A 14,516-nucleotide genomic window follows, 5' to 3' on the forward strand; every position below is an offset into this window, starting at 1 on the left:
AAGATTTAAAATTTAAAAAGTTAGTATTTAATATTTAAGGATTTAGAATTTAACACACTACCATACATGAAAAAAATAGGCATTCTATTCGGGCAGGAAAATACGTTTCCGCAGGCATTTATAGACCGTATCAATCAAAAAGGTGAAAAGGATATCAGCGCTGAGTTTGTACGTATCGACAAAATAATGCAGGGCGAACCGTTGGGCTATTCCGTGATAGTCGACCGTATATCGCAGGATGTGCCTTTCTACCGCGCAGCGCTAAAAAATGCTGCTATTACCGGGACTGCAGTGATTAACAACCCGTTTTGGTGGAGTGCCGACGAAAAGTTTTTTAACAACGCACTTGCTGTAAAACTGGGTATACCTGTGCCTAAAACAGTATTGCTACCTTCAAAAGATCATCCGGATAGCACCACTGATAAATCATTTCGTAATTTAGCTTACCCGCTGGATTGGGAGGGAATATTTAATTATGTTGGCTTCCCGGCATACATGAAACCTTTTGACGGCGGCGGTTGGCGCGATGTTTACAAGATCAGCAGCGCTGAAGACCTTTGGGAAAAGTTTGATAAAACCGGTCAGCTGGTGATGCTATTGCAGGAAGAGATAATTTTTGACGATTATTTCCGCTGCTATTGCATTGGCGGCAAGCATGTACGTATTATGCAATACGAGCCGCGCAACCCGCACCACCTGCGTTACGAGCATGGCAAAGCGCCGGCATCACAAAAGTTGCTGGATACCATAACCAATTATGTGCTTAAACTGAACCAGTATTTAGGCTATGACTTTAATACAGTAGAGTTTGCGGTTAGGGATGGCATACCTTACGCCATTGATTTTTGCAACCCTGCCCCTGATGCTGATGTAAACAGTGTTGGCCAGGACAACTTTGAATGGGTGGTAGAAACTGCCGCTACTTATGCTATTGAACGCGCCAAAGCCCAGAAAGACGGTGTTGACAACCTTACCTGGGGCGAATACCTGCGTTCATCTGTAGCAGGTAAAGCGTTAATTGCCCCGGCAAAGGCAGCTAAAGCCGCAGATGTAAGCGTAGGCGAGGTTGATCATGCCATAACGGACGAGGCTAAGCCAAAGAAAAAGGGAGCTTCACCAAAAAAACCGGCTAAAGAAGTTGTTGATAAAAAGGCGGCGAAAGAACCGGCTGTGAAAAAGCCGAAAAAATAAAACCTTGTCATTTCGAAACGACAGTGAGAAATCTTGATAGATATGCTGCGAAGTAGTATATAAACGCATTGTTTAACAAGATTTCTTTCGCTACCGCTCGTTCGAATGACAGCTTTCTAAATATATATTTAGACACTAACCAATTATGAACGAGTTTACCTTAGGTGTTGAAGAAGAGTTTATGGTAATTGACCCGGTGACACGGGAGCTTACCTCGCATGAACAAAAGATTGTTGACGCTGCGCAAAAGATACATGAAGACCAGGTAAAGGCCGAAATGCTCCAGGCCGTGGTTGAGGTAGGCACACACATTTGCCGCAACACCCAGGAAGCCCGTACGGAGGTTACTAAATTGCGGGGCACCGTTGCCCAGTTAGCCGGCGATATTGGCCTGCGTATTGGCGCTGCCGGTACGCATCCCTTTTCGCACTGGCAGCATCAGCTGATAACAGACCACCCGAGGTATTTTGAGATCGTGGATGAGATGCAGGAGGCCGCGCGCTCAAACCTTATATTTGGTTTGCATGTGCATGTGGGCATTCAATCGCGCGATATGGCCATACATATTGCTAACCAGGTGCGTTACTTTTTACCGCATGTTTATGCGCTGTCAACCAATTCGCCTTTTTGGGAAGGGCGTAATACAGGTTTCAAATCATTTCGCACCAAGGTGTTTGATAAGTTCCCGCGTACCGGCATTCCAGACTATTTCAGTAGCATTGAAGAATATGACCGCTATATCAAACTGCTGGTAAAAACCAACTGTATAGACAATGCTAAAAAAATATGGTGGGATATCCGCGTGCATCCTTTCTTTGAAACCATCGAATTCCGCATTTGCGACTGCCCCATGCTAATAGATGAGACCATCGCGTTTACAGCTCTTTTCCAGGCATTATGTGCCAAGCTTTATAAACTAAGGTCGCAGAATATGAAGTTCATTAATTATACAAGGGCACTGATCAACGAAAATAAATGGCGCGCAGCCCGTTATGGCATTGATGGTAAAATGATAGATTTTGGCAAAGAGCTGGAGGTAAACACCCGATCGTTGGTGCTGGAACTGCTGGATTTTATTGATGATGTGGTTGACGATTTAGGCTGTCGCGATGACCTGCAATACGTGCATAAAATATTAGAACATGGCACTGGCGCCGACAGGCAGCTGGCGGTTTACAATCAAAACCATAACTTTGTAGACGTGGTGGACTTTATTACATCACAAACATTAAAGGGAATATAAGATTGTAGCCCACCAACCCTCTCCATAAGGGAGGGCTTTAAAGAAAGTCTGAGATTTAGAGGGGGCTTATGTTGGGGTGATTTAGGTATGAAATAAATTGAAGTCTACTATCAGCCTCACCTAATCCTCCCCATGAAGTAAGGCTTTGAAAGAGTTACAAGTTTTAAAGTCTCCCCTTACGGGGGAGATTTAGAGGAAGCTTATATAAGAGCTAATTCAAAGCATATACTGCAGATATATGTGATTTCATTACATCACAAACACTAAAAGGAATATAATATTAAGCTCCATTACTGTTGGAGATTTAAAGAGTGCTAAATGAAGACAGAAAAACCGGAAATAAAGGTTGCTATTTTAGATTTGTATGATGGCGTGGCAAATGAGGGCATGCGTGGTTTCCGGGAAATTTTGGAACGCTATAAACTGCAGCATCAGCTTAACTTAACATACCAGGTTTTTGACGTTAGGAGCAAAGCCGAAGTACCGGGACTTGGCTTTGACGCTTATATATCAAGCGGCGGCCCGGGCAGTCCGCTGGATACCGAGGGTACCGAATGGGAAAAGCAGTATTTTAACCTGATAGATAAGCTTGAGGATCATAATTTGGGCAATGGTACAGATAAAAAGCATGTTTTTTTTGTTTGTCATTCTTTCCAGCTGATGTGCCGTAAATACCGCTTGGGCGATATTAATACCCGCCGCTCTCCGTCGTTTGGAGTGCTGCCGGTACATATTGTAAATGAAGGCAGGAATGATATTGTATTTAATGGCCTGAATGATCCCTTTTATGCGGTCGACTCGCGCAGTTGGCAGGTCATCAACCCGGATATGAAACGTTTTGAGCAATTGGGTATGCAGCTGCTGGCCTTAGAAAAAGAACGACCTTATGTAGACCTGCCCAGGGCCATGATGGCTATTCGCTTCAGCGAGTATTTTTTTGCTACTCAGTTTCATCCAGAGGCAGATGCCCACGGTATGAGCGTTATGTTACAGCGCGAAGACAAAAAACAAGATGTAATACATGAACACGGCCAGGCTAAATACGATGAGATGCTGGAACGCCTGGAAGACCCTGATAAAATAGTTCATACGCAGGCAACCATCATCCCCAATTTTTTGGACGAAGCTATATTGAAACAGGTTTTATATTACTAAAAATCAATTTTGCAGGCTGCGCTGAGAAGATTTACTTACTACTCTTAAACAAGCGTGTAATAAAGTTACCCTGTTCATTCTTCTTTTCCCTCGGCGGCCCTATCAGGAAACCGTAATTATTCAGCGGTTCAAAGTTATCGCAAATGATCTTGAATATACCAAGCATTGGTACGGCCAGCACCATACCCGGGATACCCCAAACAGCCTCGCCCACTACAATGATCAAAATGGTAAATAATGGGTTGATGTTTAGCCTGTCGCCTACTACAAGGGGTTCAAGAATATAGGTCTGCAGCAATTGTACGCAGCCATAGGTAATCAATACCCCTATAACTACCTTGGTATCGCCGCCTTGTGCCAGCGACATTAACACGGTAATTGATGTGCCTGTAATGTTACCTGCAAAAGGTACCAGCTCCAGAATGCCGCAGAGTATAGCAAAGAAAATAGCATTTTTAACTCCTACTATACTAAAACCAATGCCATACATTATCCACAGCATCACTATCATTAACGCCAGCCCGCCCAAATAACTTTGGGTTACTTTGCCGGCGTTATCCAGTACCTTGGCAGTAGTGTCACGGCTTTCGGGCTTAAAAAGGCGCAGGATGAATTTTTTAAAATGAGCCCGGTAATAAATAAACAAAAAAGTATAAACAATAACCAATATGGCGTCAACCATTATACCTGCCATTGAGCTTACCAGCCCGGTAACAACGCCTGTAACCTTGCCCATCCCGTCAGACTGTTGTTCTTTTATTATTTTTTGCTGCTCGGTATGTGATATGCCAAAATTTTGCTGGATATAGTTTTTCACCCCCTTTACAAGCTCATCAACCCGTTTTTCTATTTTCGACAGGTCTTCCAGCAAATCGCTTAACTGATACTGTAAAAGCGCGATAACGCCCCCTATTACCAAAAGCAAGGCTACTATACTTAGCGCCGATGCCCAACCATTACTAAGCCCTTTATTTTGCAGCCATTGGCAAACCGGCAGCAGGAGCATGGCCATTACCATCCCGAAAGTGAGTGGTATAAGCACTACCGATCCTACATACAAGATGCCAAAAACGAGTATAAAAAGTAATAATATGCGGAGCGTTTGATTAAGGTATTGAACGTTTGTTAAATGCATTGAGGTGTGGCAAAAAAATAAAGAAGCATAAGTACTGCTTAAACAGTGCCTTATGCTTTAATGTAATAAAGGGCTTAGCCCAAGATACGTTTCTTGATATAATCAACTGCAGAGTCGGGCAGTTCACTTCCATTAGTCTGTACCAGGCATCCATCTTCCTGCAAGGTAAGTTCGGCGTGTATGTTATTATCTATATTAACAATAAACTTGTTTTGCTCTTTTTCTACTTTGCAGCTTAAATCGCGACCAGAATAATGTATATCAAACTCATATTTGCCATCTTTTTCGGCAGGGCTGGTATCTTTGTCTTCTTTCATTGGTTTAGAATTTTATTGGTATAACACCCAATATTGCACCAATGTTTTATAAACAAAAAAAGAGAAAACTAAAACGCTTTCTCTTCCGTGTTTTTACTGACCTCATTATTTATCATAAAGAACAATTGGTTGGAGTAGATAGATAACAATTAATACAAATATAATATCTATCTACTATGTAGTATTAATTATGTGAAATAATATTTATTAACAAATAGTAAAAAGGTTGTTTTTTTGTTAATAACCCTATTGTTTAGTAAGGTATTTGTTTTTCAGCTGCTTACCATACCTTAACAGGCGTTGCAGCACAGAACCTTTTCTTTTACTTAAAAAATATTTAATAGCATTGTAAGCCTGTGTATTTTCGTGTAATATCTCCGGAAAATAAGTAACAGGTTGCTGTGATATCTGCACACCATAAGTATTCTCGATGTTAGAGTGCGTACCTGTGCCATCATGCCCAATATTATGAATGAGAGATTTTAAGGGGTTAAGGGTAAGCCCGTTCTTTAGAAATATTGATGCATACCAGCGTATGGCCCATGAATTATTTTTTCCGGCTTTAAAGTCAAGCATCTGCTTCCAAAAATTCATGGTACCCTCTATGGAAAAATCATTGATCATTTTCTGATCAAACTGCGCCATTAGTTTATCTATATCCGGCTCAAAATTTTTCCAGGCATGCGCCCAGGTTGCCCAACCCCAACTAAATGCCGCACGGAAAAAAAAGGTTTCAGGCAGCGTTTCGTCCTCAAGCGGAAACATATAGGCACTGATGTGCATGACCTTTGTATTATGCTTGTAATGCTCTAATGCATTATTAAAGTAGCTTAAGGTATGCGGCGAGGATAGCAAATCGTCTTCAAACACAATCACCTTTTCATAATCATAAACCAGTTGGGTAACCCCGCTGATAATAGAGTTGGCCAGGCCCAGGTTTTGCTGGCGGGCAATAAAATGTACGGCCTTAAACCCTGTAACGGCAGCTGCTATTTTGCGCACATCTTCAACTGCGGGTATATCTTTATCGGTTTTGGCCGCATCCGAAAAAATGTAAAGTTCAGAATCAGCAGCCAGTTCGTTTTTTTGCAGATAATTAAGCGTATCGCGCGTGTGTTGCGGGCGGTTATAAACAAATAAGGCTATGGGAGCAGGAGAGGCCAAAACAATAAGATATTTTAGTTAAGAAATATTGAGTGTTCAAAATTACACAAATACAAGGCAGTTATTTCAACATTATCTATTGAACATATTTATTAATTTAGCAAGATGTTCAATTTGAAGAAAACACTTGCAAAGTTTTTGCCTATAAATTATTTTCAGAGCTACGTGTCTTACTCCCAGGAAGGTGAGGATATGGTATTACGGTCGTTTTATGAGGGTAAAAAAAATTATAAAGGTTTTTTTGTTGATGTTGGTGCTCATCATCCTTACCGATTTTCAAACACACTATATTTTTACAAAAAAGGCTGGCGTGGTATAAATATTGAACCAACACCAGGCGCAATAAAGGCTTTTAATATTTTTCGGAGAAAGGATATTAATCTTAACATAGGCATCAGTCGGCTGAAAGACAAGCTATCATTTTATTGTTTTAACGAGCCAGCTTTAAACGGATTTTCAAAGGAAATATCACTTGAAAGGAATAATGCTGCTACCAAATATAAAATCATTAAGGAAGTATCAATAGAAACCTGGCCGCTGAAAGATGTTTTTGATACCTATCTGCCAAAAAATCAACAAATAGATTTTCTGACAATAGATGTTGAAGGATTTGACCTTGCAGTTTTACAATCTAATAGCTGGGAAAAATACCGGCCAATGTATATTGCAGTAGAAGACAGGATGAATCTTGAAAGTTTACTTGAGTCTGAAGTATACAGCTTTTTAAAAAAACAGGGTTATCAACTTGTTGCAAAAACCTTAAGAACCCTGTTTTTTAAGCAAATTATTGATGTTTAATATATTTTTGAAGATAATTAGTACGGTTAACTAAATCCTTACGCCATATAACTAATGAATCGTTTGTTAATTTTTGTATTTCAAACGACCGCTCTAAGTTTGTACCCGGATCTAACACTAAGCGGCATTCGTTATCAACCTTCCAATTACCGGCAAGAAAATCTCCATCACTAAAGCGCTCGTATGTATTGGTTGATAAGGTGAAATATCCTGCGGGATGAATAATATAAGAAGAATAACTACCATTTTCGTTATAATATTGAATCTCTGTTTCGGTATTATCCCATTGCTTAAGCATTTTGTCCAAATCAAAACAATTAAATGCAACATAATGCTGAGTGTAAGTTTTAGGCCCTTCTTTACGGCGAATTATAAGTGAATCTGTTGTTAATGAGATAACTTCAAATTGCTTTACCATGGGTGAGTTGGCATCAAGTGCAAATTTACAATCTGTCGTAACATCCCATACGCCACTTCTTGGGGCTTCATTACTCAACACTTTATATGTTCCATCTGCATTTATCCAAAAATATCCAATTGGATAAGTTGTTTGAGTATTAACTATTGAACCCGATGCATCTACACTATCAATAGTAGTCACAGTGTTTGCCCATTTTTTAAAATAGTCGGTTTTATCATCATATAAGCATGATTGCTTAAGGTCGTCAATAGCTTCCTGAGGTTTTACACAAGAATTAAATACGGCGGCAAGTAAAGTGAAAGCAAGTACAAAAATATTTGGCTTCTTCATGATAAGGTTTTATTTTTTTTCGAAGATAAAAATCTTTTGAAACAGTGAAACCAAAAATAATGATTTTAACATCATGATTCCCTGCCTGCTTAATTTTGGTATTAAAATGATAAAGAAAGTGGAGCAGGCGTATGCAATCAATGTGGCAATCGCCGTCCCCATAATACCCATTTTAGGGATGAGCAGAAGGTTAAGCAAGATGTTCACTATCGCCCCAAAACCGGTACGTATAAAACTCATGCGTACGTAATCCTCGGCTATCAACTGCTGGCCGTTGGCAACGCCCAAAAATACAAACACGCCAGACCATATATGTACCGCCAGCACCGGCGCGGCATACGCGTATTCGGGTTTAAATAATTTGTAAATAAGCGGCGCGGCAAAACTGATGATTATCGCTGCAGGCAAGCTGATATATACCATCAGGTCATAAAGGTTTTGCAAGCGCCTTTTATAGCGGTTTATATCGTCGCGGCGGGCGTTTAAAATGGCGGGGAAAAGGGTACTTACTATAACCGACGGAATAAAGTACCAAGCCTCGCTAAAGCGTACTACTGTGGCATAAGCGCCGGCCTCTGCAGCGTTGCGCATATTCTGCAGCATGATCTGGTCTATCCGCATGTAAATGGAAACCATTACACCCGATATGATCAGCGGCCACGAGTAGGATACTAATTTACGGGCCAGTTCACCGTTATACTTCCATTGCGTAATGCTTCGCCCTTTGCGTTGATAGGTAATGATATACCCGGCAGATAACAATACCCAATCAAATAAAAACGCGTATACAAACCAAAGAACAGGCGCTTTAAAAAAATAGATAAGCGAAAGTTTGATGACAGCAGATATCAGGTAAGAAACAACCTGAACCTGCATAATGTATTTGGACTGTACCTGCGACTGAAAGTAAGGGTCAACAATGTTGACTGACTGAATAATACCGGTGAAAGACAATATCAGTACAAATAAATACGGCGTACTCCTGGCCGGATATACCTGGTAAGCTAAAAAAATAAGCGGCAGGGCTACAAGGCCAGCCATTAACTTAAGCCTGAATGACGTTCCTAATATACGGTCGCGGTTTTCAGGAAACTGGTGCAGTTCTTTTACGATATAATAATCGAGGCCGAGCGAAGTAACCGCCTGGAAAAAATACACGTAAGTAATTGCCCCGTTTAATATGCCAAAGTTGGTTGAATGCAGGTAGTTGGCGATTTTGATGTTTACCAGCATGGTAATAATAAGGCTGCCCACCTTGCCAATGAATGACATCCCCGTATTTTTAAAATACTTTTCTAACGCCTGCTGATCAAATCCTGGGATGCTGGGTATACGCATTATATTCTTAAAAGAAACGGGAGCTAAGATACAAGAATATAGACAGCAAATAAAAAAAGCCGGCTAATTAGCCGGCTCCCGTATCTTGCTTTATCTGTCAATTATTGATTCACAAACCTCTTAGCATTCACTTTACGCTCGTTCTCGGTTAGATAGATCTTACGTAAACGCATGCTTTGTGGTGTAACCTCAATGTATTCATCGGCCTGAATGTATTCCATTGATTCCTCTAAAGAGAATTTAATGGCCGGTGCTATACGCACGTTATCATCAGAACCTGATGCACGCATGTTGGTCAGCTGCTTGCCTTTCACCACGTTTATCACCAAGTCGTTATCGCGGATATGCTCGCCCAAGATCTGGCCTTCGTAAATATCCACACCCGGATCAACAAAGAAACGGCCGCGGTCTTGCAGTTTATCAATAGAATAAGCAGTTGTCTGCCCTTTTTCCATAGATATCAATACACCGGCGGAGCGACCAGGAATAGTACCTTTCCATGGCTCGTATGCTTTAAAGCGGTGTGCCATAATTGCCTCACCAGCAGTAGCGGTAAGTACGTTGTTACGCAAACCAATGATGCCTCGTGATGGTATCTCAAACTCAAGGTGCTGTAAATCGCCTTTTGGCTCCATTACCAGCAGGTCGCCTTTACGTTGGGTAACCAGCTCAATTACCTTACCGGCAACATCGCCCGGAACGTCGACGATCAGTGTTTCTACCGGCTCGCATTTAACGCCGTCAATTTCTTTAACAATTACCTGTGGCTGGCCTACCTGCAGCTCGTAACCTTCACGACGCATGGTTTCGATCAGTACCGACAAGTGAAGGATACCGCGGCCATACACCAGGTATGAGTCAGGCGAATCGGTTTCAACAACCTTAAGCGCCAGGTTTTTCTCCATTTCTTTGTACAGGCGGTCGCGCAGGTGGCGAGAGGTAACAAACTTACCTTCTTTACCAAAGAAAGGCGAGTTATTGATGGTGAACATCATGTTCATGGTAGGCTCATCAATTTTGATTACCTCCAGTTGTTCAGGATTTTCAAAATCAGCGATGGTATCACCAATTTCAAAGCCTTCAATACCCACAACAGCACAAATATCGCCCGATTTTACTTCGGTAGCTTTTACCTTACCCAGGCCCTCGAAAGTATAAAGTTCTTTAATGCGCGATTTAACAATTTTGCCGTCACGTTTTACCAGAGATACCGGTTGATTCTCTTTGATAGTACCACGTGCTACACGGCCGATAGCGATACGGCCTACGAAAGAAGAATAATCCAGCGAGGTGATCTGCATTTGCAAAGTACCTTCATTTTCCGGCGCTGCAGGGATGTTCTCCAAAATCGCGTCCATCAGCGGGAATATATTATCGGTAGGTACTTTCCAGTCGGTATTCATCCAACCTTGTTTAGATGAACCGTAGATAACCGGGAAATCCAGTTGCTCTTCGGTAGCCTCAAGGTTAAAGAACAGTTCAAATATCTGCTCGTAAACTTCTTCAGGGCGGCAGTTTTCTTTATCCACTTTGTTTACCACCACAATTGGTTTAAGGCCAAGGGCCAAAGCCTTTTGGGTTACAAAGCGGGTTTGAGGCATCGCGCCTTCAAATGCATCGCAAAGTAATAAAACGCCATCAGCCATTTTCAATACACGCTCAACCTCGCCGCCAAAATCGGCGTGGCCCGGGGTATCAATAATGTTGATTTTTACATCTTTATAACGTACAGATACGTTTTTAGAAACGATGGTGATACCGCGCTCACGCTCCAGATCGTTGTTGTCCAAAATTAGCTCGCCGGTTTCCTGGTTGTCGCGGAAAATAGCGCAGCTGTGTAAAATTTTGTCAACCAACGTAGTTTTACCGTGGTCAACGTGTGCGATGATCGCAATATTTCTGATTTTTTGCATGAAATGCCGCCTTATAAATTTTGCGCAAAGATACGGCTATTTTGTGGGATAAAAAAACTAAAGCAGCTTTTTACAAATGATTGATTATAAGTTTATTGTTAAGTAACATAATATGTAGTTGGTATACTTAATCGCAATTAATCAATTCTCTGTATTGGGAGGGTATGGCTGATGATATGGTAGCCGGGATGGATTTACACGATTATAAAACCTTATGGCAGATTAACCCCAACCTCCTCCTCCCCCAGGGAAGGAATCGCACAATAAACCTTTTTGTTGTCTTGGTAAGAATATTTTGGTGTTCGGAATATTACATAGGGCGTTGCCTTTGGCCCGGGCTTTACGCTCATACGCCTGCAGGCCTTACCCACTGGCCTGTATCCGCTGCAATCCCTAACGCGGATTCATTACCATTACAACTTATGCTATCAAGCATCAGTAAAACAACCATTTAATGCAGGTGTTAAACAACTATGAAAATACTCCTAACGGGTGCAAGCGGCTATATAGGGAAAAGGCTATTGCCTATGCTTACAGAGCAAGGCCATGAGGTAATATGCGTTGTGCGCGATAAAAGCCGCTTTAGTACCGATGCTTTAAAAACTGCTAACGTTAGTGTTGCAGAAGCCGACCTGCTTGATGCAGCCTCATTGAAAGCCTTGCCCAAAGATATTGATGCGGCTTATTACCTGGTACACTCCATGGCCGGTACCAACTTTAGCGATAAGGAGAAACGCTCGGCAGAAAATTTTGTGAGCTACCTGAACCAAACCAACGCGCAACAGTTGATTTACCTGGGTGGTATTGTTAACGAAGAAGAACTGTCCAAACATTTAAGTTCGCGCAAAGCGGTCGAAGCCTGTCTTGGCCAGGGCAGGGTGCCGCTTACTGCATTAAGGGCCGGCATTATTGTAGGCTCGGGCAGCGCCTCTTTCGAGATCATTCGCGACCTGGTTGAAAAACTGCCCGTGATGATAGCTCCCAAATGGTTAAACACCAAATGCCAGCCCATCGCCATACGCAATGTGGTGCAGTTTTTATCAGGCGTGCTCGGCAGGGAAGATACTTACGGGCAAAACTTTGACATTTACGGCCCCGACACGCTTACCTATAAACAGATGCTACTGCAATTTGCAGAAGTGCGTAAGCTTAAACGCCGCATATTTACCGTACCGGTAATGACACCCAAGCTGTCTTCGTACTGGTTGTACTTTGTCACTTCTACATCTTACGCGTTGGCTAAAAACCTGGTGGAAAGTATGAAGATAGATGTTGTTGGGCGGCCTAATGATCTGTCAGGCCGGTTAAATATCAGCCTTATCCCTTATAAAGAAGCAATACGTATTGCGTTTGATAAGATAGAGCAAAACCTTGTGCTTTCCAGTTGGAACGACTCTGCTTTTACCGACAGGTTTACACAGCACCTGTCACATTACATTAAAGTGCCGGAGTTTGGTGTTTTTAAAGATAAACAACGGCAAACCACTAAAAATCCGCAGCAGGCGCTTGATCGCATTTTTTCTATCGGCGGCCGGTCTGGCTGGTATTACGCCAACTGGCTCTGGGAGTTCAGGGGTTTTTTAGACAGGCTTTTTGGCGGCGTGGGGCTGAGGCGCGGTCGTAAGAATGCAAAAGAAGTAGCACCGGGCGAGGCGCTTGATTTTTGGCGCGTTATCTACAGCAATCGCGAGGAAAAGCGGCTGCTCTTATATGCCGAGATGAAAGTGCCTGGAGAAGCCTGGCTTGAGTTTAAAATAGGCGAAGATAATTGTGTAAAACAAACAGCCACTTTCAGGCCGCTTGGTTTACTGGGCCGCCTTTACTGGTACTCCATGCTGCCCTTTCATTACTTTATTTTTCGTGGCATGTTAAATAAGATCGCGGCTTAATAGTTTGGCTGCTACATTAAAGCAAATAAAACTGGTTTCGCAAAGTCGGGTTGTGGTACGGATAAAGAGCGGTAATATTACAGTTTTTCCTTTGCAGCCCGCATAAACTTGCTGGCAAATACAAACTCGTTAAGCTCTTTATTATCAGTGTGGGCAATTTCTTTGTTACTGCCTTCCCACCATTTCTTGCCCTGGTGTAAAAAGATGATGTGCTCGCCAATGCCCATTACCGAGTTCATATCGTGCGTTACAATAACGGTGGTCATGTTGTATTCGGTTGTTAGTTCGTCAATCAGCTCATCTATCAGGATAGATGTCTTCGGGTCCAGTCCCGAGTTTGGCTCGTCCACAAACAAGTATTTAGGCTCCATAGAAATTGCGCGGGCAATACCTACACGCTTTTTCATACCGCCAGAAAGTTCTGATGGGTACAGTTTGTTACGGCCTTTAAGGTTAACCCTTTCCAGGCAAAAGTTGGCACGGTCGCGCTTTTCGGCCATGCTTTGGTTGGTAAACAGGTTAAGCGGGAACATAATGTTTTCCTCGACGGTCATGGAGTCGAACAAAGCCGAGTTTTGGAACAGCATACCTATCTGGGTGCGTATGGGTACGCGTTGCTCAAAATCCATGTCGGTAAAGTTTTCGTCATCAAAAAACACCTGTCCTTTGGTGGGGTCATGCAACCCTACGATACATTTAAGCAGGGTGGTTTTACCAGATCCTGAGCCGCCGATGATCAGATTGTTTTTGCCGGTTTGAAAAGTTGACGATATGCCTTTTAGTACCTCGTTTTCACCGAAAGTTTTATAAATATCCTTAACTTCAATCATAGCATTAAACTGGTAATAACAAGGTCAGCAAATAATATCCAAACGCAACTAAAAACCACACCCCGTGTTGCCGACTGGCCAACTTCAAGTGCACCACCGCTTGTATAAAAGCCCTGGTAAGAGCATATAGAAGCTATCAGGAAACCAAATACAAACGCCTTAACAAGGGCCACTTTAATGGTAAGGCCGTCAAAACCATCAACCACACCTGTTATATAATCTGCAGGGGTAATTTCGCCGCCGGTTAAACAGGCAATGTACCCGCCGGTAATACCCAGGCATATGGATATGATCACCAGTATAGGCACCATAGATATGCCGGCGATGATTTTTGGCGATATCAAATACCCCGGGGCATTAACACCCATTATTTCCAGCGCGTCAATCTGCTCGGTTACACGCATGGTGCCTATCTGCGATGCAAAATTAGATCCTACCCGGCCTGCCAATACCAGCGATGATATCGTAGGGCTAAACTCAAGTATATTTGAGTCGCGCGATATTTTACCTGCAATGCTGAGAGGGACTAAAGGGCTTGCCAGCTGAAAGGCTACCTGTATGGTAGTAGCCGCACCGATAAATACAGAAATGATGCTGATGATACCCAATGAACCAATACCTACTGATACCATCTCGCGCATGATTTCGGCCCAGTAAACCTTAAATTTTTCAGGCCGTTTAAAACTAAGCCGTAGTAACAGTATATATTTTCCTAAACTTTGAAACATAGATAGCCTTAAATTCTGCTAAAAATACATTTTTTAATTAAAGCTTATAGCTTATGATAAATCA

13 protein-coding genes are annotated in these 14,516 nt (G+C 42.2%); 5 read left to right on the forward strand and 8 right to left on the reverse strand.

What is annotated here, in order from left to right:
- Nucleotides 1-66: 66 nt before the first annotated feature.
- From ACFQZX_RS06380 to ACFQZX_RS06390, 3 genes are all read left to right on the forward strand, one after another.
- A complete protein-coding gene (locus tag ACFQZX_RS06380) occupies nt 67-1,191 on the forward strand; it encodes an ATP-grasp domain-containing protein (protein WP_377112751.1) in 1,125 nt (374 codons plus the stop codon).
- A 145-nt stretch (nt 1,192-1,336) separates the two neighbouring features.
- Entirely contained in the window at nt 1,337-2,434 is a 1,098-nt protein-coding gene (locus tag ACFQZX_RS06385; RefSeq protein WP_377112753.1) for a carboxylate-amine ligase, read from the forward strand.
- 318 nt (nt 2,435-2,752) lie between these two features.
- A complete protein-coding gene (locus tag ACFQZX_RS06390) occupies nt 2,753-3,589 on the forward strand; it encodes a type 1 glutamine amidotransferase (protein ID WP_377112756.1) in 837 nt (278 codons plus the stop codon).
- A 31-nt stretch (nt 3,590-3,620) separates the two neighbouring features.
- Here the strand turns inward: ACFQZX_RS06390 and ACFQZX_RS06395 are convergent, their stop codons facing one another.
- From ACFQZX_RS06395 to ACFQZX_RS06405, 3 genes are all read right to left on the reverse strand, one after another.
- Nucleotides 3,621-4,724 carry an AI-2E family transporter gene (locus ACFQZX_RS06395; protein ID WP_377112759.1) on the reverse strand — a complete coding sequence of 368 codons (1,104 nt, stop codon included), beginning with the start codon at nt 4,722-4,724 and terminating at the stop codon, nt 3,621-3,623.
- Nucleotides 4,725-4,798: 74 nt separating this feature from the next.
- On the reverse strand, nt 4,799-5,041 hold the full coding sequence (locus tag ACFQZX_RS06400) for a hypothetical protein (protein WP_377112762.1): 243 nt from the start codon (nt 5,039-5,041) through the stop codon (nt 4,799-4,801).
- A gap of 246 nt (nt 5,042-5,287) precedes the next feature.
- A complete protein-coding gene (locus tag ACFQZX_RS06405; RefSeq protein WP_377112765.1) occupies nt 5,288-6,205 on the reverse strand; it encodes a sugar transferase in 918 nt (305 codons plus the stop codon).
- A 105-nt stretch (nt 6,206-6,310) separates the two neighbouring features.
- Here ACFQZX_RS06405 and ACFQZX_RS06410 point away from each other — a divergent pair, with 105 nt between their 5' ends.
- Entirely contained in the window at nt 6,311-7,003 is a 693-nt protein-coding gene (locus ACFQZX_RS06410; RefSeq protein WP_377112767.1) for an FkbM family methyltransferase, read from the forward strand.
- Here ACFQZX_RS06410 and ACFQZX_RS06415 read toward each other — a convergent pair.
- From ACFQZX_RS06415 to typA, 3 genes are all read right to left on the reverse strand, one after another.
- Nucleotides 6,990-7,754, reverse strand: a complete 765-nt coding sequence (locus tag ACFQZX_RS06415; RefSeq protein ID WP_377112769.1) for a hypothetical protein — start codon at nt 7,752-7,754, stop codon at nt 6,990-6,992. The two genes, ACFQZX_RS06410 and ACFQZX_RS06415, sit on opposite strands and share 14 nt — an antisense overlap.
- Before the next feature lie 9 nt (nt 7,755-7,763).
- Nucleotides 7,764-9,092 (reverse strand): flippase, encoded by a 1,329-nt coding sequence (locus tag ACFQZX_RS06420; RefSeq protein ID WP_377112772.1) that lies wholly within the window; start codon nt 9,090-9,092, stop codon nt 7,764-7,766.
- Between the two features lie 101 nt (nt 9,093-9,193).
- Nucleotides 9,194-11,005, reverse strand: coding sequence for a translational GTPase TypA (typA, locus tag ACFQZX_RS06425; RefSeq protein WP_377112775.1), 1,812 nt, complete (start codon nt 11,003-11,005; stop codon nt 9,194-9,196).
- Nucleotides 11,006-11,478: 473 nt separating this feature from the next.
- Between typA and ACFQZX_RS06430 the strand changes: the two genes are divergently transcribed.
- Complete coding sequence (locus ACFQZX_RS06430) at nt 11,479-12,894, forward strand: SDR family oxidoreductase (RefSeq protein ID WP_377112778.1); 1,416 nt, start codon at nt 11,479-11,481, stop codon at nt 12,892-12,894.
- A 77-nt stretch (nt 12,895-12,971) separates the two neighbouring features.
- Here ACFQZX_RS06430 and ACFQZX_RS06435 read toward each other — a convergent pair whose 3' ends face one another.
- Complete coding sequence (locus ACFQZX_RS06435) at nt 12,972-13,724, reverse strand: ABC transporter ATP-binding protein (protein WP_377112781.1); 753 nt, start codon at nt 13,722-13,724, stop codon at nt 12,972-12,974.
- Complete coding sequence (locus ACFQZX_RS06440) at nt 13,721-14,452, reverse strand: MlaE family ABC transporter permease (protein WP_377112784.1); 732 nt, start codon at nt 14,450-14,452, stop codon at nt 13,721-13,723. The genes ACFQZX_RS06435 and ACFQZX_RS06440 overlap by 4 nt, the downstream gene beginning before the upstream one ends.
- Nucleotides 14,453-14,516 lie beyond the last annotated feature (64 nt).

It is taken from the genome of Mucilaginibacter litoreus, assembly GCF_042676805.1.
Lineage (GTDB): Bacteria > Bacteroidota > Bacteroidia > Sphingobacteriales > Sphingobacteriaceae > Mucilaginibacter > Mucilaginibacter litoreus.